The sequence below is a fragment of the Capnocytophaga periodontitidis genome, assembly GCF_016126015.1.
GTDB classification, from domain to species: domain Bacteria; phylum Bacteroidota; class Bacteroidia; order Flavobacteriales; family Flavobacteriaceae; genus Capnocytophaga; species Capnocytophaga periodontitidis.
Genome location: NZ_JAEFDB010000003.1, coordinates 108,463 through 134,636, shown reverse-complemented (window position 1 = coordinate 134,636; position 26,174 = coordinate 108,463). Strand labels below are relative to the sequence as shown.

The following is a 26,174-nucleotide window of genomic DNA, read 5'->3' as shown; positions in this document are numbered from 1 at the left end:
GTTTAGAAAGGATAGTTGATACCAAAGTTAAACACCGTTTCTTTTATTCTGAATTTCTTTATCCAGCGATCGCCTATAGGTTCAGCAGGATCATAGGTAGGGATACCCATATCGAGGCGAATGACAAAGAAATTGAAATCATAACGCAAACCTAAACCTGTACTCAACCCTACATCTTTCAGTGATGAAAGATTCTTAAATTTATTTTCTTCAAAAGGTGTGTTATCGGCAACATTCCATATATTCCCCACATCGGTGAAAAGTGCACCTTTGAGTGCCCCTAAAATAGGAAAACGATATTCAAGATTGAGAGTAATCTTCATATTTGCCTCGTTGTAGTCCAAAATCGACTGACTTGACCCTGGACCTAAACGATAGGCTTTCCACCCGCGGTTATCGGTAGTACCTCCCGCAAAATAACTCTGTGAAAACGGTATATTATCGGAATTGCCATACGGAATTGCCACTCCTAAGAACGAACGGAATGCCAAAGAACTCTGTTTGCCAATAGGAAAGTGCTTGATGAAATCGACCTCAGCTTTGGCATATTGGGCATATTCCACCCCAAAGAGTTTATTTTTGGTACTCCCATCGGTATTCACCACTTTATAAGTAGCTGTAATAGCATTGAGCAAACTGCCAGCTCCTTCTATTTTGAAGCGGAGTTGAGAGAAATTGCGTTCAAAAAACTGTGATTTGCTATTGATGATATAAGTAAAACTACTCGCCACGATAAAGTCGTTGTTAGTAATACGGTTATATCGCTCCAAAATACCGAATAAAGGCAACGCATCATCAGGTTGAACAGTTATTGTTCGATTAAAAATATCTTCTAAGAAATTGAATGTACCTTCGCTGGGGGTAAGATTTCCTCTGCTATCTACATATCGGCTGCCTAAGCTATATTTGCGAGCAATATCGTTCAGCTTTTCATACGTACTTTGGTAAATATTGAAAAAGTTACCAGGGTTGATATTGTTCACATATTGTACGTTTATCAAATCGAAAATGACCTTATTCTTTTGGTTACGCGGATTCCACACATAGCGCAACAAGCCCGAAGTAGTGCGTTTGTCGAGCCCTATATTCGTTTGATAGCTCATACCTCCTTGCAAAATAGTTTGAGGGGTCATATAGTACGGAATGAGTTTGCGAGTATTCAGTGGGAAAACGATAGAAGGGAATATCAAGCGGATATCACCACTCACTTCCGAGGTATTGAAAAATCGCGTATCTTTGAGTGTAGGCTGAGAGGCAAAAGTACCTTGGAAGTTCAGCTCTAAAGTTTCAGCCCCTCTAAATATATTACGCGCTGCAAACGAAGTACCTATCCCAAAACCAATAGCTTCAATTTCCGAACGCTTAATCTCATTGGTAAGGCGCAGTGAAAATTTATCCATAGACGATAGGTAGATATTCGCATCGAGTTTGTTTTGCAAGGTATCATTGGCAGCGTATTTAAACTCCATATTAGGGTAACGAAACACGCGCAAGTTATTGAACTGACGATAGGTATTACCGCGCTCCACATCGGAGTAGACCGCCCCTTTCCGCAGCCCCGTAGCGTGGTACAGCACACGCGGACGATAGCGAAGTTTGCCTTTGTAATAAATAAGCATATCGCGATACTGCAAAGAGTCCAAAGTACTCTTATCTACTTTGTTGTCATAATCGGTGTAGAGGCGTATTTTATTGATGTGGTGTACTTTGTATTTTTTGGTGGTAATCACATCGCCATCGCGTTCTACAAGGTCACCTATATCGGTGGTTACCTGCAATTTAGTGTCTTTTTGGGCGGTAACTGTATCACGCACAATTTGGAAGTTGATAGAACTCTGCTGAAAAGTGTAAAAACCATTATTGCGGAAAAGTTCGTATAGGCGTGAACGCTCGTTGCTAAAATCGCTAAGCTGATAGGGCGCCCCCGATTTGAGGAAAGTTTTTGATTTGTGCAATTGGTAAACCGAATCAATTTCGGGAGAAGTGATTTTCGTTTTGAGGCTATCCAAATAGTAACGCTCGCCCGTGGTGATGTAGTAGCCTACTTTGGCTTGTTGTTTTTCTTCTTTAGGAAGAGGGAAAATGCTATCGGTTACTTTGTTGTTGAAATAGCCTATACTGCGGAAGTACGCTCCCAATTGTTTGGTAGATTTATGTACGCGGGCTGTATCAAGTACGGCAGGAGCTTCGCCTATGCGTTGCAATTGGTGGTCGATACCCGATACTAAAAACGATTTCTGGAGTCTGCCCACCTGTTTTTCGGATAGGAATCCTTTGAGAAAACGATGCCAACGCGGGTGTGTGTCAATCCATTGAGCGAAGTCTTTTTCGGCATTAGGGTTTCCCAAATTGTAGATATACAAACTGATGGGCATTCCTAAAATATACGAATTAGGCTTTTGTAACACAAAATTGTTTATCTTTGCATCGTCGGTTTTAGAGCCATTCACGTACACGAGATTTTCTCTGAGCAAATGGCGGTCTTTAGGCACACGCTTGGTAGCATCGCACGCGCTGAGTGCAATGGTTAAGACGAGTAGCATACCGATAAGACTTAGTGGGGAACGCGTATTTCTCACAAGTTTTTGTTTTTTAGGGCTCAAAAATACACAATTATTTTATGCTTAGCAAAAATCAACTCAAATTAATTCAGAAACTACAACAGAAAAAATATCGCAACGAACTGAATCTCTTTATAGTAGAGGGGAAAAAGAGCATCGTGGAATTTCTGCAAGCAGGCTACCGATTGGAACTGCTCATTGCTACTGAAGTGTTTGCTGAAGCTCTTAGCAATCACCCTATCACGCTGGTGAGCAAAGAGGAATTGAGAAAGGTAAGTGCCCTCAAAAACCCTGATGAGGGTTTGGCTATTTTTCACCAACGCAAGCAAAAGGGCATACTGCAAGAGGGGGTAATTCTCGCTTTGGACAACGTACAAGACCCTGGTAATTTAGGCACACTGATACGCCTCTGCGACTGGTTTGGCATCGAAACTTTGCTATGCAACACCCAAACCGTAGATTGCTATAACCCTAAAGTAGTGCAAGCCACTATGGGCTCACTTACGCGTGTAGCAGTGCATTATGTGGATTTAGCGGGATTTTTGGCTACTTGTAGTCTGCCCGTATATGTAATGGATTTGGAAGGAGAAGACCTCTATACTACCGAATTTCCCAAAGATTGTGTACTCATCTTAGGCAATGAAGCCAATGGGATAAGCCCCGAAGTGCGTGCCTTAGCGAATAAGGCAATCACTATTCCGCGTTTTAGCAAACACCAACAAACAGAAAGCCTAAATGTGGCAATGGCAGGAGCGATTGTTTTAAGTAAGGTAAGAGGTAAGAGTTAACAATTAACAATTAACAATTAACAATTAATAGGTAAGAAATATGATAGAATTACTATTTTTAGTTGTATTTGCGATATGCTTTATACTACTATTGCGCAAATTTGTACCTATATGGCAGATTATCATAGCAGAATTTTATTTTGTTACATTTTTACTATTCCTTTTATTTTCAGGAGAGGAACACCCTTATTACGAAGCGATTGACCCTGCTGGACTTGAAAGTTATGAGTTTATTGCTTCCAAACACCGACTGATATATATGATATTTTTTGTGTTATACCATATTTCCCTGCTACTACTTTGGTTTCGCAAATCAGCTTTACCCCCACTAATTTTAGCATTGGGATTGTGTGTGCTCTATATAGGGTTGTTTTTCAATGGAGCTCTTATCCTACAACTGACGGGAGCCAAAGAAGGTGCTGAAATCTTAGCTTGCTTCCCTACTTTCAGTCTGTTAGTAGGTTTAAGCATCATCATTCGCACGCTCTATAATTTGCCTAAAAACCTATCTTTTAGACCTTCTAAATACCAATGGCTCAACGAGCTGAACAAAAAACTCTCTACCAAAAGCGCGCTGTTTTGCTCCTCGGTAATAGCTATATTGCCTGTGTTTGTACTCATTACCTTAATCCTGATGCTCTTTGGAGATGATTACGATGCTGTGAGCAAAGCACTGACAGAGACTACTACTTGGGGGTTCTCACAACACGACCACCCGCCGCATTTACCCCACCAAGGGCATTATCTTTGCACTGTAGCTGCCTGCGGAAGTCCGCAATTAGTAAAACCTTTGCGCTGGGGGATACGGGGCAAGCAGCGCATTATCGTAAACCGACAGTTGCAAATTGCTAACGCCTTTGAAGAACTTATCGTCGACCTCTCCCCTACCCTACACCGCTTTATACGCAAGAACTATGACCGCTATGGTTACGACCTCTCTAAAAAAATCAAAAGTCGCTGGGCTTCAAACCTCACTTATATACTGATGAAGCCCTTAGAATGGGGTTTTCTACTTTGTTTATACACCTTTTGCTTACGACCAGAGGAGAAGATTAGGAGGCAGTATTCTTTACAATTAACAATTAATAATTAACAATGGACAGATAACAATGAAGAGGTTAGAGGATAGGGTGTAAGGGTTTAATTATCAATCATTAAGTATAGTTGATAGAAATATTACAAATAAAAAACAGTCAAAAAATTTGCGTATGTATTAAAAAAGTAATATCTTTGCAACGCAAAACAGATTAAAATCGTTTTGATGGTGAGTGACGAGACTTCGGGTCTCTATACGCACACACCCCCCCGGGAGGCAAATTGATGGTAATTCAATTTGCCTCCTAGTTATTTTAGCCTATCTGTTTTAAAGGATATTACTTTTTTCTTATGGGTAATAATAGTTATACACTCAATATTACTTGCTCTTCCTTGCTTAAATGAAGCTTTTAAAGCATCGTACACATCACGATTAGACTCTAATTCTTCGGGGAAATGTATAATTAGCTCACTTACATTCTGTCTATTAGCCTCTTTTAGTGCACTTTGTGTAACATTCTTCCCATTGGTACTTTCTGCTACTTTTATATCTACATATCTTAAGTTTATCAAATTAAATGCATCAGGATTTTTCTGTCTATCTTGAATTACAGGTAATAGGCGATACTTCCTCCCATTATCAGCTAAGATTTTCAAAGCCTCAATATTCTTGTACTTTTCGGTTTTACTTTGAGTACCTTCATTAAATTTCTCTACAAGTCCGCCATTGATAGTCTCGTACATTACACTAAAAGTAATATCTTTATACCTCTTTCTTAATACAATATGGCTATAGGTGGTAAGGTGGTGTTTCATTTTTATAAAGTTTGTAGGCTCACATTTTTTCTAAAAGATTGAGACACAAAGGTAATAATAATTTGACAATTCGCCAATTTGCTCATTAGGAAAGTTAAGGCAATAAAGAACCACCGCTGAGCGGGTAAATGCACAACGGTGGTTTTTGTTTGATTATTACTAAACACCTGATGTCTGACACCTGATATTTGATACCTAATTATGGTTTAGCCTTTATAAGACTCGCATAACAGGGGAGTGCTTGAAAGTGATCAAATTATTTACCTTCTACTAAGTTTTTTAGCTTTTCAAATTCTTCGTTGTTGAGACTTTGTTTATACAATTCATTCACTAACCAAAGTCCGCTTTCTCTAATCTTTTCATTAGGAGAATAACTACCTAACCAATTTTCAGAAGGTTTTATTTCTCCTGCTTTTGCAGCATTAGAAAGGGTAGAAATGATTCTGCTCTCCCAGAATAGTCGGTCGTCTTTAGTTTTTACTTCAAAAACTACAAAAGAGAGGTTTTGCTGTATATATTCACTAATTCGCTTTTCTAAAGCCTTTTCAAAATTTACATCCAGCAAGTGTGCATACTTTTGTTTACCTTCCCTTGAGGTAGTATCGTATTCCCATTTTTCAGCATAAGGATGATGAGGGTCATCTTTACGCAACAGACTACGCCCTACATTTTTTCTAAAAATACTTCTATTCTTATTCTCTTTTACAAAATGTTGTTTTAAGCGAGAATAGAGTTGGTTATCTCCTGTATGGGTACCTACTCTGATGATTCTATCACAATCATTAAATTTTTCACCTTTCTCAAAGATAATATAAATACCATTAGTAGGAATTTCGTTCTTATTTGCTTCAAAAGGAAAAGTAAAACGCTTTTGTGCGTTAAATAACTGATGTAATTGTACTGCTAATGAGTTCATTTTAAGCTGTTTTATTCGTTAGAAACTGTAGCCGTTCACCTATTTTCATTCCTTTTAAGGGGAGTTCGAGATGTTTTAGGTGAGATTGGATAGGTGCGAGGTAGTTTTCTCCTGCTAAAACCACAAAAGTATCTTCCTCTAAATTTGCCACTTGTTTAAGTTGCTCCACTACTTTCTTACCCCATTCTGTTCTTTCCTTTTTACTCATAGTGTTGAGAGTAAGGTTATATGGGGCGGTTACTTTATCAAGAGGGAGCAGATGATGTAGTGCCGATAATATGTAAATAGCATCGGGTCTTAGCTTTTTAGCATAAGCTAAACTTTTTACAAATAAAGGGCTTTGGTATAGCTCCTCTGCTTGCATAGGCTGAGGAGCTTTTTTTGAAACACAAGAGATTAGTACTATTTTTTTCATAAACTAATAGTATCTATTATTTTAACTCATTTATAATTTTACGACCAAATTGCTGAGTATTCCAAGTATCTTGATAGTCTATTTCAAATTCCTCAGCGATTTTTCTTAAAGCTTCCTTGACTGTTCCCGCGTAGCGATTTCCACAAATAAGAGTATTATTTTTGTTTATATACAAACAATCTTCTCCTCCCACGATAGCATTGGGGTCTCCCAATGTGTCAAGTATCTTTTTAGCAAACCATTCTATGCCATTTTCAACGGCTGTATCTTGATGAAATTTAAGCCCGTTTTCGCCAGCTATTTTATGCAAAATTGCAATAGTCACTTTTTGTTTTACATATACTTCTACAGCATTATTGTCATACAAAACGACTACATACTTTCCTTTAGCTGCTATTTCTTTATATTTTTTCATTGTACAAATATTTATTTTTTCTTTCTTCCTTTCTTTTTGCTTGTACCAAATAGGACTCCCAATAAAGTTGCACCTATTTTGCGTTCTACCCCTTGGCGAGAAGTAGGCACTCCTATTCTGCGAGAGGTTTTACTGCGGAGTGCTGTAAGTCCTACAGCACGTTTCCACGAAAAAGAGAATCCTGTTCCTTTTAAAATACTGCTAAATAGTCCCATAAGTTGATTATTTAATATTAACTTTGCCTAAGTTTGGAACTCAGGCAAAGTTAAAAAAGTGTGTATTGCTATTATACTAATTTTTTAATGAGTCGTGACAATACGCCGCCTTTCTTTTTATTTTTTTCTTTGGCTTTACGGGCTTTTTCCATTCTTTCGGCTATAGCTTTTCCTTCTTTGGTACGAAGGTCTACTTTACCATCGGCTTTTCTTTTTACCCCACTTGAAGTTGTAGTTTTCTTGTCGGATTTTTTAGCTGCTTTTTCTTTTTTAGCAGCTTCACGAGCTTTTTTTGCTCTTTCTACCATTTCTTTGTATTCAGTAGTTCTTTTATCTACTTTTCCAGTTGCTGTTTTTTTAAGTGCCATAGTTAAAAAAATTAAGGTTATACATTAGGCTTCGATTTCTAAATCATCAGCTTCTTCTACAAAATCGTCAAACAATTTGCTTGCTTTTTCATCGTCTATGCCAAGTAGTTCAGCAAAAGCAAAATAGTTTTCCATCTCGTCGGCAGTAATCACACCATCGGATGCTAATACTTGCAAGCTAATAAGTAATGTAGCTTCTTTTTCACCAGCTTTCACAGCTTTAGCAGCTTCCTCGAGATAAGCATCAAAATCGTCATCGCTGAGTTTTTCTATTTTTTTGAAAGCTGCTTCTACTTCTTTTTGTAGGTCGTTGAGTTCGAGTTCTTCAGCCAAATCGGCTACACATTCTTGTGCAATTTCATCGTAAGTTCCTTGTGCAGTTGCAGCAGCAGCGATAAAAGGGGCAATAGTTTTTGTTTTAATTCCCATAATATTAGAATTTTTTAAGTGTTAAAAAAATGTTTTATTTAAGTACGATAAACTCCACACGTCTATTTTCATCGGAGTTGGGGGTATTAGTGTTTTTTGTTTGCTACTTCCAAAACCTTCATAGCTGAGGCGACTCTACTTTTTGTACTTCTTCAGTAGGAGGAATGGTTTGAATAGCAACAGTTTTTTTATTTATTGGCTAATAAAAAATAGGCGATTCCTGCTAAGAGTACTAACAATACAATCCACACCCAAAAAGGAATTCCTTTTTTACCACCTTCATAAGTGATTGCATACCCTACTTTGTAGTTAGGGGCGGTTTTAGGAAGGTCGCCTACTTGAGCTGTGATGCCATATTGTTCGGCTTTTTGTTGTAGTTTAGCAAGGCTGGGAGCTGTCCACATTTTGCAGAAAGCGATTTTATTGCCTTTTACTTTTAACCATTCACCATCTTGAGTAAAGCAAGCTTGGTCTTTTTCAAACCATTCATTTCCTGCTTTTTTCTCAGCCTCAAGGTCTTTAGTAGTGTAGAATAGTTCGCCAATACCTGCATCGGGACATACACTACTTTTTGCGAATATTTGTTTTAACTCACTTAGAGTTGTACTAGGGTACATTTCTAAATAAGCAGCAATAATACCAAGGGCTGTTCTGTTCTGTGTTCTTCCTGTTACAAGAGCTTTTTTTGCCATTTTTATTTCTTTATTTAGTGTTAGTATGTTTATTTCAGTTTTTTTTAAGAGAGTGCCTAAAAATAGACACTCTCTTAGAAATCAGCTCTTATCGCAAAGCTTCAATTACTTTTTTACCGAACTGTTGAGTGTTCCAAGCCTCGTCGTACTTAATTTTGTACTTAGCAGCTACGGTACGCAAACCTTCTTTAGTACTGCCTTCAAACTTGCTTCCACAGATAACGGTACCTTTGGCATCGGTATACACACAGTAAGTTTCATCGGCAATAGCAGGAGCTCCGCCTCCAAGGGCATCAATTAATTTTTTGCCAAACTGACGAGTATTCCAAGATTCGTCATACTTGAAGTTGTTTTCATCAGCGATTTGACGCAAAGCACCTTTAGCGTTTTCGTAGCGGTTGTACACGTCGATAGACTTGTTGTCGTAGATAGCCACGATATACAAATCAGTAGCTACCAATTCTTTGTATTGCTTAATCATATTATAAAAATTTTAAATTGTTTACTTGTTTATTTTTTTCTTGCCTTTTCGCGAGCAAGACTTTCTTTAGAACGCTCTATTTGTTTTTTGAGACTTTCGATAGCACGGTCGTGAGAAGCGGCTTTATCTACTTTAGTCTTTTTATAAGAAGCTTTACTACTAGGAGAAGAAGCTTTTTTTGCCATATCGCCATAATAAGCATTGTCCTTCTTCTTGTTTTCTTTCTCTTTGGCTAATCGCGCTCTGAGGTCGATGATTTGTTTTCTGTAATATTCTACTGACATTATTTATTATTTTTCGGTTTCTGTTGTTATCTTTTTTCAGCGGCAAAAGTATAATCGCTCCAAAAAATACAAAAGTCCAATTTTGTACAATTGTGTATAAAATTTCTGTACAATTTTGTACAGTTTGGTGTTTTTTGTGTATATTTGCACCCCTATTATAAATACTTGACGTGGAAAATGACAAATGATTTAGCTACTGATAACGCTTATAAACAACACATTAACCGCTTACAAAACGAAGTAAACCGCTCCTTTGGAAAAACAGTTACTTCTATAGCTGACTTTGAAGAATTATCGGAAAAAACGCGTCTATCTACCCAAACCTTGCGCCGCTTCTTTGGAAAAATTGACAAGGAGAAACAACTTAGCACTGCAAGCTTAAACTTGCTGTGTAACTACATTGGTTTTGCTGACTGGCAGAGCTTTTGCAACAACACAACCCCTGCTACCCCTACACAACTGCGCGAGGTTATCAACTCTTTCTACGACACTATTGCTTTCTCGGGCGCGAGTTTTTTCGACGTTAAACTGCGTGACACTCACGAGGCTTACGCTCCTATCATTTTAAACGATTTACCTTATGCCTATTCGTTTTTGGAACGCTATAAAAACACTCCAAAAATCACTCAGTCGCTTTACCCTTGGTTCCCGTACTACGATTATATGGCACAAGCGAGTTATGTTCACCTCATCGAAACCTATCTCGCCACTCAACCTTTGGAACACTTGAGAGTATGCCAAAATTCTTTTCTTGCTTATGGTGTATTTTGCAGTACAAAATGGGGGGGGGGGGGGGGGGGGGTTTTGTAGAAAAATATACTGCAGAAGCTGATAAATACATCGAATCGGTATGGCGAGATTATCCTGATAGTTTCTTTCATTATCCTGAAACGCGTTATACCATAGCCAAAGTAGTATTGGCTTACTTGAACAACAATGAACAAGAAGCGATTCGCGTGGCTGAAGTTGCTTTACATCGCAACCTACGCGCCAAACCCTTACACGTGTTTGATGAGGAATTTAACACTCCTGATATTCTCATTTCTAAACTGTGTAATGCCCTTATATGGATGGGGAAAGTGGATTTTGCAATAGAGATTTATAGTACTTTTAGCGAAGAACTTTTTCTAACGAAAGATCCTGTAGAAAATATGTCGCAGCGTTTTGTGTATGAGCGCGACACTCAATTTGCTGCCCAAACGGTGGATATGTTGCGTTTGTTTGACCCTTCAATTCCTGAGCTTGTTTCTAAACGTCAGCCGCATTGGAAAACAAGGATATATGAAGAAATTCAGCAACTTCTCATCGATTTGAAGCGCTGTAAAAAAGGAGAGTTGAGCAAGCGTTTGACCTTAAAAGAGCGCTTACGCGCCCTTGCTAAGCAAACCAACTTCGGGGTCATAGAAAATTTGATACAACTATTCCAATAAAAAATAAATCTGTTTGAAGAATTCTATTTGTAGGGGCGTTTGCAAAACGCCCCTACAATGTAACTAAAGACGATTGATTATCAGGGTAATAAACTTTGCCAAAGGGCGTAGCACGACGAGCAATTAAAAACTTTGGCAAAGTATAGCATTTTTTCTTACTTCTTATCTCTTGCCTAAACTAAACTCCTGTATAGTTCTCGGGGGTGATGACTTTTAGTTCTGCCTTTACATCTTCACTTACTTCCAAGGTATCAATGAAGTTGCTGATAGTCTCGGCAGTGATAGCGGTATTGGTACGCGTAAGGGCTTTGAGGGCTTCATACGGATTAGGATAGCCTTCACGACGCAAAATCGTTTGGATAGCCTCGGCTACTACTGCCCAATGGTCTTGTAAATCTTGGCGGATTTTATCTTCGTTTAAAAGCAGTTTGTTGAGTCCTTTGAGGGTAGATTGCAAGGCGATGAGTATATGACCAAAAGGCACCCCTACATTGCGCAATACTGTACTATCTGTGAGGTCGCGCTGCAGGCGGGAAATAGGCAATTTCACCGATAGATGCTCTAAAAGAGCGTTGGCAATACCTAAATTACCTTCAGAGTTTTCAAAATCAATAGGATTTACCTTATGAGGCATAGCCGAAGAGCCTACCTCGCCTGCTTTTATCTGTTGTTTGAAGTAATCCATAGAGATATACGTCCAAATATCGCGGTTCAAATCGATGAGAATCGTATTGATGCGTTTGAGAGCATCGAAAAGAGCAGCTAAATGGTCGTAATGCTCAATTTGGGTAGTAGGGAATGAGTGGTGTAACACTAATATTTCCTCAACAAAGCGGGTACCGAAAGCCTTCCAATCGATATTAGGATAGGCTACTTTATGAGCGTTGTAGTTACCGGTTGCTCCCCCAAATTTGGCAGCATAAGGCACTGCGATAAGGGTTTGTAACTGCTGTTCCATACGAACGACAAACACCTCGAATTCCTTGCCCAAACGCGTAGGAGATGCCGGCTGACCGTGAGTGCGTGCTAACAATGGCACATCTTTCCATTGGACTACTAAACTTCTCAGTTTTCCGAGTAATTGCTCTAAGGCAGGTAAATACACTTGTTGTACGGCTTCCTTGATGCTAAGCGGAATAGCGGTATTGTTGATATCCTGAGAGGTAAGACCAAAGTGGATAAACTCCTTATAGGGTTGCAGTTGTAAGTAATCAAAGGCTTCTTTTATAAAGTATTCTACCGCTTTCACATCGTGATTGGTAGTTTGCTCTATTTCTTTTACTTTTAGAGCTTCCTCTTCGGTAAAATTTTGGTAGAGTTTTCTCAAATCGGTGTATTTTTCCTTAGGAAAGGCAGCGAGTTGAGGCAAGGGGAGTTCACAGAGCGCGATGAAGTACTCTACTTCCACTTGTACGCGATAACGAATGAGTGCCATTTCGGAAAAGAAAGGCACAAGGGAGGTCGTTTTATCGGCATAACGACCATCAATGGGGGAAATTGCGGTTAACATAATTTCAAATTAGCAAATTAGCAGATTAGAAAATTAGAAAAATTGTCTTATTGCTTAGTGTGTAATAGTCGGGTGAGTTTGATAGCCAAATCGGTAAAAATAACTTTGCCATTACCATTGCGCTCCACGTGTAACTGGGCTTCTTCGAGGAGGTTATGTATTGCCTCGATATTGTTGCCGTGAATAAAAGGCGCAAATTTAGCAAGTTGAAAAGTAGGATCGTTGAATTGCATATACACCAAATTGGAGGCTGTGTAGTTCAGCAAAAATGCCTGACGAAACACCTCTGCACAATAGAGTAAAAATTGCTTTTGCATCTCTCTATTCACCGTATTAATCTCGTCGCTCCATTGCAAGAGTCCTCGTATAGAGGCTTTGTTGCCACGCGCACGGTAGGCAGTACGCACCCACGCAATAAACCAACGTTCAAAGGTTGCTTCTTCGCTTTCTTTGTTGTCCATCAGTTGGAGGGCTTTGTTGAAGTTTCCTTGAGCGCGTAGGGCTATTTTGGTTGCTTCGGCTTCAGCCAAACCACGTGCGATGAGCGCTTCCTTGATAGCTTTCTCACTGAGTGGCGGAAAACGCAGAATTTGGCAACGCGATTTGATAGTGTCTAATAGGGCATTTTCATCTTCTACCACCAAGAGAAAGACCGTTTTATCGGCGGGTTCTTCAAGGAGTTTGAGGAGCTTGTTAGAGGCTTCGGGATTCATCTTCTCTGCCATCCAGATAATCATCACCTTATAGCCCCCTTCAAATGATTTCAGTGCTAACTTATTAGTAATCTCTTTAGCCTCGTTTACCCCTATGTTGGCTTGTTTTTTCTCAATTCCAAGGAATACGAACCAATCGAAAAGAGAGCCATAGGGCTGTTCCTTTACAAAAGTGCGCCATTCGTCCATAAAGAGCGAGCTAATAGGGTCTTTTTTCACCTTGTCGTTAGTCGCTGTGGGGAAAGCAAAATGGAGGTCGGGGTGAGCGAGTTGAGCACATTGGTTTTTTGCTTTAGGGTTATCGTGCGAAAGAATGAGAGTCGCGTAGGCGATTGCCATTAGCAGTCCTCCTTGTCCTTCGCTAGCGACAAATAACTGAGCGTGTGGAATGCGACCTGCTTCCACACTAGCTTTTAAATAGTTCTTTATAGTGTCATATCCTAAAATATTGTTCATTGTTTTTACTAATTTTTTAATTTATCAATTTCATTACAAACATTTTGAATATGATCTAAACCATAAAGTAGTTCAGCAGCATTGATATTCATCCAAGTAAATAATTGTAAAATCAAATTGTATATCTGTCTTATATAGTTAGTATCAATAACAGCAGTATTATTTTTGAAACATATTGGTTCGTGATGGGCTATTCTGTTTCTAAGTTCATTAATTTTTGTAAGTTCGTTAAAAATATAAGTGTTATTATATTGCATAGAAACTGAACTGCGTGGTTTAGAAGGAAAAATCTGTAATAAATTCTGTCCTCCTGCTACAAATTGAGGACGTGCAAATAAATATCTCCACAAACCAAAATCTAATTCTGCCATCAACTTAAAATGTGTATAATCAGCACCTAATTTATTTTTTGCAAAACGAATAATATTTTGAGTTCTTTCTGTAGATGGAGTATCAAATCTTCCTCCTTCATAAATAAAATCGGACAGCCACTCAATACCATATAGAGAAGTATAATGTTTGTTTATCTTATTTCGTAAAGCTACTTCAAAACAAGAAATAATAGTAAACATTTCTTGTGAGAGTTTTAGATTTTTCCTGTAGAGAGTTTGTGCATTACGCGTGTTATTGTTTACAGAAAAAAGATATCTATTCATACGTTGCTCTGAAATAATATCTTTAAAATCATCAAAAACCATTATATTTTTTGTTGTTTCTAAAATTATTCGTATTTTTGCCCCAGTTTTATTCCCGATAGGTCTCTGAGCAATCAAACTATCGGGTTTTGTTTTTCTATAACTTATACAACTTCAGCAATTTCACTAAGATGTGTCAAGATGTATTATTTTATATTTTCTGGCAAGTTATTCTCGTTGTGATTTTCTTCTAAAAAGCACTTGGTTAAAACTACTTACTCTGCTGCGGTCTTGTTGGGTGATAATCGCATAGACAGCCCACGGAATCAGTAAATAGCCTCCTAATACAATGTAGTTTTTTCCCGCAAAAGCATAGATAAGTATAGGCACTCCCAAAATGAGAATGGCTAAGGCTACTATTTGCCCTATTTTTGAGGGTTTGGCGCGAAAATCGTTGGGTTCATAAGTAAAACGGCGATTGCAGTTAGGGCAGACGAGTGATTTTTCTTCCCCTTCGCGCATCGCAAATTCCACACGATCAGTAGCTTCTGTAGCGCAAGACAGTTCTTCAGCGCAATGTTTGCATTTGGTATATACTTTCATTTTTCAGTCTTCTTCCGCATTTTCATATTCAAAAACTCAACGCCCAATGAGAAGGCAATAGCAAAGTATAAATAACCCTTAGGCACTGCCCCTACTGTTTGTCCAGCGAGTACTGCTTCTGATAGGTGCATACTCTCGGTAATGAGCATAAAACCAATGAGTATCAGGAATGAAAGTGCTAATATTTGGATTGACGGATTGCGGTTCACAAAATTACCTACTGGGTTGGCAAAGAGCATCATTATTCCCACCGAAAGAATTACAGCGATAATCATTAGGTACAAAGCACCATTAAGTCCGTTAGTCATACCCACAGCTGTGAGGATACTATCTATTGAAAAGATAATGTCTATCAGTAAGATTTGCACGATAACCCCGCCAAATGAGGCGTGTTGTCGCGCTTGAGGCTGTTCCGATTCTGTAACGTGCTCTATATGATTTACTTTCGCGTGAATTTCTTTAGTTGATTTGTAGAGTAGGAAAATACCTCCCGCGAGAAGTATCAGTGCTTGTCCGTTGAAATGTGCTGAGAACCAACCCCAATCAAAACTGATAAGCGGGTCTTTGAGGCGAATGAGGAAGGAAATCCCTAATAGCAGACCTATGCGCATAAACATTGCCAAGAAGAGTCCCAAGCGAGTAGCACGTTTGCGTTGGTTTTCGGGTAATTTACCTGTAACGATAGAGATAAATATCACATTATCAATCCCCAAAACGATTTCGAGGAAAGTAAGGGTAAGGAGTGCCACAAGAGCATCAACAGAAAATAAAAAATCCATAATATTTCAATTAACAATTGACAATGAATAATTAACAATAATTGAGGCGACAAAGGTAGTAAAGAATTTGCTAATGAGCAAATTTGGAAATGAGCAAATTAACCTTTATCTTTGCGCTTTCTAAAAAAACTAAAACAATTCATCTGATGAAAAAAATGCTATTAGCCCTTTGTGGCTTCGCTTTTGCGCTGAATGTAAGTGCGCAAGACAATCCTTGGCAACAACAAGCTGATTACCAAATGGACGTGACAATGGACGTGAAAACCTTTCAGTACAAAGGCACTCAAAAACTCACGTATACAAACAACTCCCCCGACACTCTTCGCGTGGTATTCTACCACCTCTACTACAATGCTTTCCAACCTAATAGCGAGATGGACAGCAACTTGCAAGCCCTCCCCGACCCCGATAGACGTATGGCTAACAACGTAGGTACTAAACAAAAACCTATCTACGAGAGTAGAATTGCCAAACTATCACCTTCGGAAATAGGCTCTTTGCGCATTACAGCTATGACTCAAGATGGGCAAAAAGCGACTTTCACTCACGAGAGTACTATCTTGAAAGTTACCCTCCCCTCCCCTATCCTCCCTCATAGCAAAACAGTACTGGATATGACTTTTGAAGGTCAGTTGCCCGTAATGATACGCCGTGCAGGGCGCAACAACCCCGATGGTGTAGCTCTTTCAATGGCACAATGGTACCCCAAAATGGTGGCTTACGATCACCAAGGTTGGCATACCACCGAGTACTTAGGACGTGAGTTCTATGGCGTTTGGGGCAATTTTGATGTGAAAATCACCCTCGACAAAACCTATATGGTAGCAGGTTCAGGTATACTCCAAAACGCTAACGAAATAGGTTTTGGCTATGAAGATACAGGAGTGAAAGTTCCTGCGCTACCTAAAAAAGCTAAAACCAGAACTTGGCATTTTGTCGCCGAACGCGTACACGATTTCACTTGGGCTGCCGACCCTCAGTATGTACACGACAAACACCAACTTGCCGATGGTAAAACTATACACTTCTTCTACAAAAAATATCCTGAAACTTGGAAACGCATTCAGCCTGATATGCTAAAAGTGTTTGATTATTTCAACAAGCTCATCGGTGCTTATCCTTGGCCTCAATACTCTTTTATCCAAGGTGGTGACGGCGGTATGGAATACGCTATGTGTACCCTTATGGTAGGCGGTGAAAAATATGAAAAATTAGTAGGTACTGCCACTCACGAACTTGCCCACGCTTGGTTTCAGCATCTTTTAGCTACCGATGAAGCAGCTTATCCGTGGATGGACGAGGGCTTTACTTCGTATATACAAACCCTTGCGGAACAGCAAGTTTTAGGACTTGTCCCTCAAAACGCATATCCTTTTGAAGATGCTTATGAAGGCTACTTCAATTTGGTACAATCGGGTTTGCAAGAGCCTACTATCACTCATTCCGATCGTTATGCAACCAACTACGCCTATAGCATTGCCGCTTATTACAAAGGTCAGTTGTTTCTCACCCAGTTAGACTACTTAATGGGCAATGAGGCACTACTAAAAACTCTCAAACGTTACTACCGCGAATTTGCTTTCAAAAATCCTACCCCTAACGATTTTATTCGCATTGCCGAAAAAGTATCGGGTTTGCAATTGCAGTGGTTTCTCAACGAGTTTATGCAAACCGACCACGTAGCCGATTACGCTATCGACAAGGTGACTGCCAAAGGCAATAAAACTACTGTTACCCTCAAGCGTTTAGGCAGATTGCCCCTCTCTATCGACCTTTTTGTAACTGATAAAGCTGGAAAAACTCAATATGTATATGTGCCTTTGCGAATGACTTACGGCGAAAAACCTAATACTTATCCTGCTTACTCTCGCCTTGTGCTCCCTGCTTGGGGATGGGGTAACCTCACTTACACTTTTGAGCTTGATATGCCACTGAGTGATATCCAAAGCATAGTGTTAGACCCTAACAACAGAAGTGTGGATATCAACAGAGAAAACAACGTGTTTAAACAATAGACTTTAAATAATAATCAAAGGTTGAAGGTGGTGTAGAGGAAAGCAAAACCATTTTTCAACCTTTGATTTTTAAGAAGAATATAACGAGACATTTCGATTGAAATAATTAAAACTATAAAAGATTCTTTCTTAGAAACAGACAAACAATATTTGACTGAAAACACAATGAAACACCTCCTATTATTCTTTTGCTTGGTTACAGCCCCTATATGGGCGCAACAGACGAAAACCATACACGTTTTGGTAGCCCTCTGCGATAATAAGTATCAGGGCATTGTGCCGGTACCCAAAGGGATTGGCAATGGGCAAGATGCTGATAGCAACCTCTATTGGGGTTGTGGTTATGGCGTGCGCACTTATTTTAAACGCAGTAAGGAATGGAAGTTCATAAAATCGGAAAAGCCTTATAGTGATATTATTTTGGAGCGAGTAACCTTTAAACACGCTACTAAAAACTATACGCTCATCGCCGATGCTTACGACGGCAAATATATCAAAACTTGTACAGAAAACTTCTTGAAAAATGCCGCTGCTGGCAATGCCGATTTGGTTGCGTATGTAGGACACGACGGACTGATGGATTTTCAACTCAACACCACTTATAAAAATACCGATGGCAAGACACGCGATGTGATTATCTTGGCGTGCTATAGTAAGCGTTTTTTCGAGCCTCACCTGCAACACGCAAAGGTAAATCCACTGGTTTGGACTTCAGGATTGATGGCTGCCGAAGCCTACACGCTTCACGATGCACTTACGGGCTATGTGAATGGTGAAAGCGATGAACAGATACGCCTGCGTGCAGCTAAGGCTTATGCTAAACACCAAAAATGCAGTGAGAAAGCAGCGAGGAACTTGTTTCGGAAATAGGTTTTATATCTTGTTTATTTGAAAATAAAATAGTGTTTTTGTAAAAAGTAACCTATCAAAAATTACTCCCTACCCCCTATAAAAATGATTGAAAAACATAAAAAAGAGAGCAAATTTCTTAGTTTGGTACTGCGACACCACCCTGAGGCGATTGGTATTAGCCTCGACACACACGGTTGGGCTGAGGTGAATGTGCTCATTAAGAATATGAAGCGTAAATTCCCAGTGTTCAGCCTTAAAATGTTAGAAGAAATCGTCACTACCGATAGCAAACAGCGGTATGCTTTTAGCGAGGATAACACAAAAATACGCGCCAATCAAGGGCATTCACTTGCCGTAACATTAGAATTAGAGCCCCAAACACCTCCCGAATGTTTGTATCACGGCACTGCCAGCAGGTTTGTAGAGAGCATTCTCAAAAGCGGACTCCAAAAGCAAACCCGCCAACACGTACACCTCAGCATTGATATAGCAACCGCAACCAAAGTAGGTGCCCGACACGGCAAGCCCGTCATTTTTAAAGTAAATACAATGGCAATGCACCAGTCTGGGTATGTTTTTTACCTTTCTGCCAATGGGGTTTGGCTTACAGATGAAGTACTCTCGAAGTTTTTAGAACTAATCGTTAACGTATGAAATTATTCAAGCAAAAAACGTGGCAGTTTGAAACCTCGGGAGTAGAAGGCGAGGTAAAACTCTTTGGCGTAAATATATTTGACTACAAATGGCAAGATACGGGAGAATACGTAAAAGTAACAGACCCTCTCTATCACGCCGAAAGGTCTTTTTGCCTTTATAAAGTAGTGATAAACGGCGAGACACACAGCTTTGTAGCAGGAGAATTTAGCAATATGATATGGGGCTTTTATTTATTGAAATATTAAACAATCGTGATTATGAAAACTTTAAAGGATAAGGCTAAGAACTTTATAATGAGTTTGTTCAATAAAGTAAAAAGAAGTGAAATAGTTGCTAAAGATTATTTAATTGCAACATTAACTCCTGATGCAATGGAGATATTGAAAAATATTTCAGCTTTATTCTTGAAAAAGAAAGAAGATAAAATAATAGAAGATGAGTTAAAATCCTTACTCAACACGTCCGATAACGCATCTGGGTTATTAGCCCAGCGAGTCTATGACTTTAACTCATCTTCGGGGACAAAAATACAACACTTTTTAGATTTTAGCAAATATTTCAGTTAATTAATTAAAAAACAAGTATTATGAGTGATATGGAAAACATCAAAAAACTATACAATCTCACACCAAAAGACTGCAAAGGCTTCTCGGAAGCACAGTTGTTAAAAGCTGAAAAGCGCTTAAACATCACCTTGCCTCAAATGTTCCGAGCGTATTACTTACAGTTAGGGGCAACGAAAAGCGTAAACCAGTCGTTTAACAGTTTAGCAACACCCCAGCAGTTGTACTTTGCAGGGGATTACCTTTGCTTTTGTGAAGAAAACCAAGGGGTGGTAATGTGGGCAATTCGCAAAGAGGATTTGACAATCTCTAACCCACCCGTTTGGGGAAATTACGGCTCAGAAACCGACCCCGATTGGGTATTAGAAACTCAAACGCTCTCCGACTTTTGGCTGTACATAGCTATTTACAACGGTGTGATGGGAGGCTTGCGTTACAATGCTAATGCAATGGGCGGTTGGAAAATGGAAGACTTTGAAGTACCCACAGGAGCAGTTGCCCATATAGAAAAACAATATACCGAACTTACCTCTCTCAGTTGGGAAGGACAACGCACCTTTACCGATGCTAATTTTCAAATAGTCATTACCCTTGCTGTACACCGAGATACAAACCGAGCCACAGCTATTTTTATAGGCAGCGCTCAACAAGAGTTATTTGATACTCTTTTAGACGCTATGGAAAACTTTGGCTTGGAATGGGATTACACTTCCTACGACGATGAGTCGTAGCACGACAGGCAATTAAATATTTTGGTAAAGTTAAAATTATATAGCTACTAAATTAACTAAATTAACAATATGACCGAAGCAGTAGCAAAACACATCAAAAAGCTCCATCAGTTGGAGAAAAAAGGCAATTTGGAGGTAGAAGACCTCTTAAAAATTCTCAAAACGCCTAATAAAGAGTACATTACTCCCTTGCAGGAAATGGTAGTGCAATACCATTGGCAACCACTGAACGATGAGCTTATTGTGCCTTTCGCCTCGTGGGTAGATGCCATTTGCATTTATTTAGAAGAAGGGGTACAAGGCTTGGTAAAATCAATACACAAAACAAAAGATTTCTTTAGCATTGTTTTTGGAGTATTAAAAGAGTTACCCATAGAGGAATCACTCCCTGCTTTTTTGGAAATTGCCCAAAATTTTTCTTCTAAAATCACCGATGAGCAGCAGGATTTTGTAAAAGAATACACCTATGAACTTTGTGATATATCACACCAACTCAAAAGTGAAAAAGTGAATAAAAACCTTCACGAGGCTTTTGTACCTATCTTAAAACAAATCATCAGCTTTGGGCAGTCTAAAAAAGACGAAATGCTAATGTGTAGTGCTGCTGTATGCTTTCAGGCGTTTGGTGACAAGAGTGATATCCCCTACCTCAAAGCACTCCCTTTTACAGAAGCCTATTACAAAAGCACAGGCAAAATCATCATCAACAGAATAGAAAAGAAATACAGCTAATGTGCCTATTGGAAAATTTGCTAATCTACTAATTTTTCACTACCTTTGTCCCATTCTAAACCCTAAACAAATGCAAACACTTAGAAAAGAACTACGCCCCGATTTTGCAACAGCAGAAAAGCTGTACCCGTTTGTACTAAAACGTTTGGAAGACTACGAAGCCTTTCATGATGCCCAAAGTGAAGACACTCCCGAAGAAGTATTTGACAAAGAATACAAGGCGATGGAGCAATACCTCAGTAAACTCACGGGCAAAGACCTTTCCGATACTTGGCTATGGGAATGGTGGGAAGGCAATGGTATTGAGGCTTTTGCCTTTGATTTGGCAATGCCCGACCCTATAAAGCACAACAACCTCACTCGTGAAGATATCGCTGCTTTTGTACGTATCATCATAGACAATGAATTTGAGTGCGAAAACGACTTTCAGGAGGAGTTTATGCCTTATATGTTTTACAGCGATGGCTACTTCTTTCAGTTTTTAGAACTCAACTGCCCGCATTTCGACCCTACTGTGTTCAATACCACCAAAGATAAAAAAGGCAAATATCACGAGCCTACTGTGGAGGAGGTAATGAAGAAAATATGGGGTTAGGAGATAGAATAAAAAAACTTTGCCAAAGATGCGAGCCACATAGGCAAAAACTTTGGCAAAGTTAGATATTATTATGATAGCAGATTATTTTTTATAAGCTGTTCCTACCATATTTACATTGTTGATTGGGGTCATTGCAAAATTATCAACTGTGATGAGCACTATACTCGCTCCTAATTTTGCAGCTTCTTTCTTTAATTTTTTGGTTGCTTCATCTCGTAATTTGGATTGTTTTCCATAAAGTCTACTTGCTTCTGATGATACATCTCCCAAACGTGTTAATCCCTTAATATCTTCAGGATTTCGTGTAATAATAATATCTTCTTCTGATACTTTTTCTCCACTCACTTCTACTTTTTGAGGAACTTTTTCTTCCTGCTGAGAAACTTCACCACTATAAGCAGTCCCTACCATATTCACGTTATTGATAGGTGTCATCGCAAAATTATCAACTGTGATAAGTACTATAGTAGCACCTATTTTAGCTGCCTCTTGTTTGATTTTCTTAGTAGTTTCATCTCGCAATTTAGATTGCTTTCCATACAATCTACTCGTTTCGGCAGAAACATCATTCAAACGTTTTAATCCTTTAATATCTTCAGGATTACGAGTGATGATTACTTTTTCCCAATCGTTATTGGTTTGAGCATACCCTATAAAAGACAAGGCAGCAAATAGCATTAAAAATAGATTTTTCATCAGTTTATATACTTGTTTTAATTATTTATTCTTTTTGAAAAATTCCCATTGAAAGTCTAAGCATAGGAAGTACGCTGTGTGTTACCCAACCCTTGTTCTCTGTTTTATCAAAGGTAAAGGTTCTCATATACGTGTCATCTTTACCTAAAAAAGACAAATCGTAAAAAGGCGTTCTATCTTCTTTTTTAAAAATAGCTTTTACACGTGCTTTGTTCTGCATTACTATTTGTATTTCGTCAGTTTTATCAAATACAAGAGTGTAAGCACGCACTCTATTACCAATCATATAAGGTTTAGCTTTATCAGTAAAAGCTATATCATAGCTACTTTTACTAATAATACCATAAGGCAACTCTGTATTTTTCATAGTGATATAGCCTTCTTGAACTAACTTCTCATAGATAGGTAAATCATCTTTAGAAATAAATTCTCCTTTACTTTCTGAAATACGGGCAGCTCCATAAAAAGGAGTTGTTTCTGCCAAGGCTTCTTTTATTAGCTTATCAGTTTTAGAAGTTGTTAGATTATCAGAACAAGACATTAATCCCATTCCAAAAATTAGAAATAATAGAAAGTTCTTCATTGTTTTATGGTTTTTAAATGATTTTTAATGGTGCAAAAGTAAGTGTTTAAAACAATATTCTATTTAAACTTTTTCAAAAAATATTTTACTTTTTCGATAATATTTTTTACTTTTGCCTCTCAAATCATTAACTTATTATGATGGATATAGAAAAAGTAATCAATAGAATTGTACAAGAGAGAACTAAAAAAGGGTATTCTTATGAAAATATGGCGGAGGAATTACACCTCTCTGTGCCTGCTTATCGCAAATTGGAAATAGGAGAAACTAAACTATCAGTAGAAAGACTCTTTCAAATTTCTATGATATTAGAAATCCCCGTAGGAGAATTGCTCGATTTAGAAAAACAACAAATGGTACAGAACAATTACCATAACGATGCTGTATACCAACAAAAAATAGAACATTTTTACCAAGAAAATAAGGAAATAACTGAACTACTCATCAAATCTAAAGATGATTTAATTGCTCAGTTGCAGAAAGAAATAGCCTATTTAAGAAAAGAATAATTTTCTAAAGTGAAATATTCTAAAACCTAACACTTAAATATCTAAACAAATGGAACTAAATCGTATCAAAGGAAAAATCGCTTTTATCTCAGGTGCTAGCAGTGGGATAGGTAAAGCAGTAGCTGAAAAATTGGCGCAAATGGGCGTAAACCTCATTCTTTGCGCTCGCCGTGCTGAGGTATTGGCAGAATTGAAAACCCAACTCGAAAAAGAACACGCTATAGAGGTCATTACCTTAGTTTTCGATGTGAGAAACTACCAAGAGGTGGCGAAAAATATCCAATCCTTACCCGAAAAATGGCAACAAATAGATATGCTTATCAACAATGCGGGCTTGGCAATAGGATTGCAACACCTCCACACCTACGCCATAGAAGATATAGACCAGATGATTGACACCAACATCAAAGGGTTTACCTATATTGCCAATAGTGTGATTCCGCTAATGATTGCCACCGACAAGGTGGGGACGATAGTGAACGTCGGGTCGGTAGCGGGGGAAATAGCCTACCCAAATGGCAGTATTTATTGCGCGACCAAGTTTGCCGTAAGAGCTCTCAGCGATGCGATGCGCATAGAGCTAATGGACAAAAATATAAAGGTAACCAACGTAAAACCAGGTTTGGTAGAAACCAATTTCAGCAAGGTGCGTTTCAAAGGCGACCAGCAGAAAGCGGATAATGTCTACAAAGGCATCACACCCCTATATGCCGAAGATATCGCCGATACTATCGCCTATATCGTCAATCTGCCTGATAAAATCCAGATTACTGATATTACCGTCACTCCCCTCCACCAATCGGATGCTATTCACATTCACAAATTAGCAAATTAGTCAATTTGCCAATTTGCTAATTCTCTAATTTGCTAATTTTCCATTATGTTAAAAGCCTTAGAACAACAATACCAATTTCAATATTCTGAACTATATCATCGGCTTTATGCCGACCAAATGCTCGATATAGGCGAATATTCTTCGCTTTGGAGTAAAGAAGTATATCCACGACTTAAAAACCACCCACCGCTCTTTTTGTACAGCGGTGAGTTTGAGTTGATTCCACTTGCTAATATTGCCGAAACTATCGAAGAACTCAACGGCGAGGACAGTTGGTTCAGCATCAACCCCGATTACCTTTTTATTCCTTTCGGACAAACGGGCGGCGGTGATTATTATTGCTTTTTGTACGACCAAAACGCTCTTTCGCTGGCGCGAGCTTGTTGCTCGTGCCCAATAGTACTCTTGCATCACGACTCGGACGAGGCTGAGCTATTGGCAAACACCCTCGAAGACTTCTTTTTCTATGAGATGCTCAACTCGGTGAACGATATATACGAGGGGGCGCTCGTACGTAGTGAAGGTGATTTCTACGAAAATATAGCCCGCCTACTACAAAGTCACCTGCCTTATATAACCAACGAGGCGCAACGGCAAGTAATACAAGAAGTTTACATCCGGAAACTCACCGATTTCACACGTGTATTCCCTCGTTCTACCCAAACCTATCAAGGATTATTATCTGATGAAGAATTGGAGCAAATCCTGCAACAACATATCCCCATAGCAGGCGAAAAGACCTTTGTATATACAACTGAAAATGAAGTAGAAAGTACACCTCTGCGATATATAGACGGAACGCTCTATGTAAGGGTAAGTCCTATCCCTGCCAAAAACGACAAAGTGTATGATGCCCTCAAAGCACTGAATTGGCGACAAAACAAAGCTGTTACCGATCGCTTAGAGTACAGCAAGAAAATGCAATTGTACTACAGCGACCAGTATGGCGTTCCGTGGGAAGAGTATATTTTAGGCGCTTTCAAAGAGCGTATTGAGGCGCTGAAGCAATTCCCCAATGTAACCGTAACTTTTGAAGAAGCAAACAATGACTAAACAAGAAAAAGATTTCAGCGTTCTCTCTCAAAAACTCCTCATCACTACCGATGGTAGTGAGTCATATTTTGCGTTACAAAAGAACAAAATTAATATCATAGTAATGAAACGAATCCTTTTAGCACTATTATTCATAAGTCATTGCAGTTTTGCACAAGTAAAAGACTTCTTTGGCATTATCAAAGATAACGATGGTTATGTAAATATTCGTGAGAAAGCCAACATCAAAAGTAAGGTTATTGGTACACTTAACAATAATACAATGGTTTATATTGGTGAAGATCCTATTGGCAATTGGCTTAAAAACGAAGACAATGGATATATCTATAAAGATAGAGTACAATGGATACATCATTTTAAAGCTATTCCATCAGTTGGAGGGAATGAATACTTAGATATTTTCTCACAAGATGGTATTGAAGTAAAGGTTGCAACTCAAAAGTTCGACAAAAACAAACATAAAATTATTTATACTAAAAAGTTTGGTGTTACTAAAATAGACGGATTTGACCCTTATGGCGTTGATTACGACCTTCCTAAAGACGAATATAAAAGCATTGAAGTAACCATTAACGGTAAAAAAGTTGATTTCCCTAAAAAGGCTTATAGTGATTTGCTTGATCCTTTGTCTGCCATAAAAGTTTATTACGATAAAGATAATGATGCTTTATACATAGTAACAACAGGCGGGGCTGGAGCTGCAGAATATGATGTTTGTTGGCAGATAATAAATGGTATTTACAAAGACAGAAAAGTAGGCTCTTTCTAATTTTAGTGCAAATTTATGTATTTGCCCGACTTTTCTAATA

34 protein-coding genes are annotated in these 26,174 nt (G+C 38.7%); 16 read left to right on the top strand and 18 right to left on the bottom strand.

What is annotated here, in order from left to right; genetic code table 11:
- Positions 1 to 2: 2 nt before the first annotated feature.
- Complete coding sequence (gene tamL, locus I7X29_RS06855) at positions 3 to 2,579, bottom strand: translocation and assembly module lipoprotein TamL (protein ID WP_198473540.1); 2,577 nt, start codon at positions 2,577 to 2,579, stop codon at positions 3 to 5.
- 41 nt (positions 2,580 to 2,620) lie between these two features.
- Here tamL and I7X29_RS06850 point away from each other — a divergent pair, with 41 nt between their 5' ends.
- Both I7X29_RS06850 and I7X29_RS06845 read left to right on the top strand, forming a co-directional pair.
- Positions 2,621 to 3,349 carry a TrmH family RNA methyltransferase gene (locus I7X29_RS06850; RefSeq protein WP_198473538.1) on the top strand — a complete coding sequence of 243 codons (729 nt, stop codon included), beginning with the start codon at positions 2,621 to 2,623 and terminating at the stop codon, positions 3,347 to 3,349.
- A gap of 40 nt (positions 3,350 to 3,389) precedes the next feature.
- On the top strand, positions 3,390 to 4,442 hold the full coding sequence (locus tag I7X29_RS06845) for a DUF6688 domain-containing protein (protein ID WP_198473537.1): 1,053 nt from the start codon (positions 3,390 to 3,392) through the stop codon (positions 4,440 to 4,442).
- Between the two features lie 251 nt (positions 4,443 to 4,693).
- Here the strand turns inward: I7X29_RS06845 and I7X29_RS06840 are convergent, their stop codons facing one another.
- The 10 genes from I7X29_RS06840 to I7X29_RS06795 form a co-directional block, all read right to left on the bottom strand.
- Complete coding sequence (locus tag I7X29_RS06840; protein WP_198473535.1) at positions 4,694 to 5,200, bottom strand: hypothetical protein; 507 nt, start codon at positions 5,198 to 5,200, stop codon at positions 4,694 to 4,696.
- A 256-nt stretch (positions 5,201 to 5,456) separates the two neighbouring features.
- Positions 5,457 to 6,116, bottom strand: a complete 660-nt coding sequence (locus I7X29_RS06835) for a hypothetical protein (protein WP_198473533.1) — start codon at positions 6,114 to 6,116, stop codon at positions 5,457 to 5,459.
- A gap of 1 nt (position 6,117) precedes the next feature.
- Positions 6,118 to 6,531 (bottom strand): DUF6884 domain-containing protein, encoded by a 414-nt coding sequence (locus I7X29_RS06830; protein WP_198466378.1) that lies wholly within the window; start codon positions 6,529 to 6,531, stop codon positions 6,118 to 6,120.
- A 16-nt stretch (positions 6,532 to 6,547) separates the two neighbouring features.
- A complete protein-coding gene (locus tag I7X29_RS06825; RefSeq protein WP_198473531.1) occupies positions 6,548 to 6,946 on the bottom strand; it encodes a hypothetical protein in 399 nt (132 codons plus the stop codon).
- A gap of 11 nt (positions 6,947 to 6,957) precedes the next feature.
- Positions 6,958 to 7,161: a hypothetical protein gene (locus tag I7X29_RS06820; protein ID WP_198473529.1), complete on the bottom strand. Its 204-nt coding sequence runs from the start codon at positions 7,159 to 7,161 to the stop codon at positions 6,958 to 6,960.
- A 71-nt stretch (positions 7,162 to 7,232) separates the two neighbouring features.
- A complete protein-coding gene (locus I7X29_RS06815) occupies positions 7,233 to 7,529 on the bottom strand; it encodes a hypothetical protein (protein ID WP_198473527.1) in 297 nt (98 codons plus the stop codon).
- A 24-nt stretch (positions 7,530 to 7,553) separates the two neighbouring features.
- Entirely contained in the window at positions 7,554 to 7,958 is a 405-nt protein-coding gene (locus I7X29_RS06810; RefSeq protein ID WP_198473525.1) for a cysteine--tRNA ligase, read from the bottom strand.
- Between the two features lie 188 nt (positions 7,959 to 8,146).
- Positions 8,147 to 8,650 (bottom strand): hypothetical protein, encoded by a 504-nt coding sequence (locus tag I7X29_RS06805; RefSeq protein ID WP_198473523.1) that lies wholly within the window; start codon positions 8,648 to 8,650, stop codon positions 8,147 to 8,149.
- Positions 8,651 to 8,738: 88 nt separating this feature from the next.
- Positions 8,739 to 9,131, bottom strand: a complete 393-nt coding sequence (locus tag I7X29_RS06800) for a hypothetical protein (RefSeq protein WP_198466382.1) — start codon at positions 9,129 to 9,131, stop codon at positions 8,739 to 8,741.
- Positions 9,132 to 9,160: 29 nt separating this feature from the next.
- Positions 9,161 to 9,415 (bottom strand): hypothetical protein, encoded by a 255-nt coding sequence (locus tag I7X29_RS06795; protein WP_009413796.1) that lies wholly within the window; start codon positions 9,413 to 9,415, stop codon positions 9,161 to 9,163.
- Between the two features lie 177 nt (positions 9,416 to 9,592).
- Between I7X29_RS06795 and I7X29_RS15360 the strand changes: the two genes are divergently transcribed.
- Entirely contained in the window at positions 9,593 to 10,225 is a 633-nt protein-coding gene (locus I7X29_RS15360; RefSeq protein WP_225883685.1) for a hypothetical protein, read from the top strand.
- Positions 10,195 to 10,845, top strand: a complete 651-nt coding sequence (locus I7X29_RS15355; RefSeq protein ID WP_225883684.1) for a hypothetical protein — start codon at positions 10,195 to 10,197, stop codon at positions 10,843 to 10,845. Before I7X29_RS15360 ends, I7X29_RS15355 begins: the two co-directional genes overlap by 31 nt.
- Before the next feature lie 178 nt (positions 10,846 to 11,023).
- Here the strand turns inward: I7X29_RS15355 and purB are convergent, their stop codons facing one another.
- The 5 genes from purB to I7X29_RS06765 form a co-directional block, all read right to left on the bottom strand.
- Positions 11,024 to 12,355: an adenylosuccinate lyase gene (purB, locus tag I7X29_RS06785; RefSeq protein WP_198473521.1), complete on the bottom strand. Its 1,332-nt coding sequence runs from the start codon at positions 12,353 to 12,355 to the stop codon at positions 11,024 to 11,026.
- 47 nt (positions 12,356 to 12,402) lie between these two features.
- Complete coding sequence (locus tag I7X29_RS06780) at positions 12,403 to 13,524, bottom strand: DNA polymerase III subunit (RefSeq protein WP_198473520.1); 1,122 nt, start codon at positions 13,522 to 13,524, stop codon at positions 12,403 to 12,405.
- An 8-nt stretch (positions 13,525 to 13,532) separates the two neighbouring features.
- Entirely contained in the window at positions 13,533 to 14,297 is a 765-nt protein-coding gene (locus I7X29_RS06775; RefSeq protein WP_198473518.1) for an Abi family protein, read from the bottom strand.
- A gap of 90 nt (positions 14,298 to 14,387) precedes the next feature.
- Positions 14,388 to 14,762, bottom strand: coding sequence for a hypothetical protein (locus I7X29_RS06770; RefSeq protein ID WP_198473516.1), 375 nt, complete (start codon positions 14,760 to 14,762; stop codon positions 14,388 to 14,390).
- A complete protein-coding gene (locus tag I7X29_RS06765; protein WP_198473514.1) occupies positions 14,759 to 15,541 on the bottom strand; it encodes a TerC family protein in 783 nt (260 codons plus the stop codon). Before I7X29_RS06765 ends, I7X29_RS06770 begins: the two co-directional genes overlap by 4 nt.
- A gap of 146 nt (positions 15,542 to 15,687) precedes the next feature.
- Between I7X29_RS06765 and I7X29_RS06760 the strand changes: the two genes are divergently transcribed.
- The 8 genes from I7X29_RS06760 (at position 15,688) to I7X29_RS06725 (ending at position 21,686) form a co-directional block, all read left to right on the top strand.
- On the top strand, positions 15,688 to 17,556 hold the full coding sequence (locus I7X29_RS06760; protein WP_198473512.1) for a M1 family metallopeptidase: 1,869 nt from the start codon (positions 15,688 to 15,690) through the stop codon (positions 17,554 to 17,556).
- A 165-nt stretch (positions 17,557 to 17,721) separates the two neighbouring features.
- On the top strand, positions 17,722 to 18,426 hold the full coding sequence (locus tag I7X29_RS06755) for a hypothetical protein (RefSeq protein ID WP_088595114.1): 705 nt from the start codon (positions 17,722 to 17,724) through the stop codon (positions 18,424 to 18,426).
- Between the two features lie 84 nt (positions 18,427 to 18,510).
- Positions 18,511 to 19,062: an RNA 2'-phosphotransferase gene (locus I7X29_RS06750; protein ID WP_225883683.1), complete on the top strand. Its 552-nt coding sequence runs from the start codon at positions 18,511 to 18,513 to the stop codon at positions 19,060 to 19,062.
- Positions 19,059 to 19,310, top strand: a complete 252-nt coding sequence (locus I7X29_RS06745) for a hypothetical protein (protein ID WP_198473510.1) — start codon at positions 19,059 to 19,061, stop codon at positions 19,308 to 19,310. Before I7X29_RS06750 ends, I7X29_RS06745 begins: the two co-directional genes overlap by 4 nt.
- A gap of 12 nt (positions 19,311 to 19,322) precedes the next feature.
- A complete protein-coding gene (locus tag I7X29_RS06740; protein WP_198473508.1) occupies positions 19,323 to 19,631 on the top strand; it encodes a hypothetical protein in 309 nt (102 codons plus the stop codon).
- 29 nt (positions 19,632 to 19,660) lie between these two features.
- On the top strand, positions 19,661 to 20,359 hold the full coding sequence (locus I7X29_RS06735; RefSeq protein WP_198473752.1) for an SMI1/KNR4 family protein: 699 nt from the start codon (positions 19,661 to 19,663) through the stop codon (positions 20,357 to 20,359).
- Positions 20,360 to 20,428: 69 nt separating this feature from the next.
- On the top strand, positions 20,429 to 21,091 hold the full coding sequence (locus I7X29_RS06730; protein ID WP_198473506.1) for a hypothetical protein: 663 nt from the start codon (positions 20,429 to 20,431) through the stop codon (positions 21,089 to 21,091).
- A gap of 70 nt (positions 21,092 to 21,161) precedes the next feature.
- A complete protein-coding gene (locus tag I7X29_RS06725) occupies positions 21,162 to 21,686 on the top strand; it encodes a hypothetical protein (RefSeq protein ID WP_198466392.1) in 525 nt (174 codons plus the stop codon).
- A gap of 84 nt (positions 21,687 to 21,770) precedes the next feature.
- Here the strand turns inward: I7X29_RS06725 and I7X29_RS06720 are convergent, their stop codons facing one another.
- Both I7X29_RS06720 and I7X29_RS06715 read right to left on the bottom strand, forming a co-directional pair.
- Positions 21,771 to 22,385 carry a hypothetical protein gene (locus I7X29_RS06720; RefSeq protein ID WP_198473504.1) on the bottom strand — a complete coding sequence of 205 codons (615 nt, stop codon included), beginning with the start codon at positions 22,383 to 22,385 and terminating at the stop codon, positions 21,771 to 21,773.
- A gap of 25 nt (positions 22,386 to 22,410) precedes the next feature.
- A complete protein-coding gene (locus I7X29_RS06715) occupies positions 22,411 to 22,968 on the bottom strand; it encodes a hypothetical protein (protein WP_198473502.1) in 558 nt (185 codons plus the stop codon).
- Positions 22,969 to 23,105: 137 nt separating this feature from the next.
- On the opposite strand from I7X29_RS06715, the gene I7X29_RS06710 reads away from it, so the two are divergent.
- From I7X29_RS06710 to I7X29_RS06695, 4 genes are read left to right on the top strand one after another with little or no spacing between them, the layout of a single operon-like run.
- Positions 23,106 to 23,477 carry a helix-turn-helix domain-containing protein gene (locus tag I7X29_RS06710; RefSeq protein ID WP_096088047.1) on the top strand — a complete coding sequence of 124 codons (372 nt, stop codon included), beginning with the start codon at positions 23,106 to 23,108 and terminating at the stop codon, positions 23,475 to 23,477.
- Between the two features lie 49 nt (positions 23,478 to 23,526).
- Positions 23,527 to 24,312 carry an SDR family NAD(P)-dependent oxidoreductase gene (locus I7X29_RS06705; protein WP_198473500.1) on the top strand — a complete coding sequence of 262 codons (786 nt, stop codon included), beginning with the start codon at positions 23,527 to 23,529 and terminating at the stop codon, positions 24,310 to 24,312.
- Positions 24,313 to 24,357: 45 nt separating this feature from the next.
- Positions 24,358 to 25,365 carry an SMI1/KNR4 family protein gene (locus tag I7X29_RS06700; RefSeq protein ID WP_198473498.1) on the top strand — a complete coding sequence of 336 codons (1,008 nt, stop codon included), beginning with the start codon at positions 24,358 to 24,360 and terminating at the stop codon, positions 25,363 to 25,365.
- Complete coding sequence (locus I7X29_RS06695) at positions 25,358 to 26,134, top strand: SH3 domain-containing protein (protein ID WP_198473762.1); 777 nt, start codon at positions 25,358 to 25,360, stop codon at positions 26,132 to 26,134. Before I7X29_RS06700 ends, I7X29_RS06695 begins: the two co-directional genes overlap by 8 nt.
- The last annotated feature ends 40 nt before the right edge of the window (positions 26,135 to 26,174 follow it).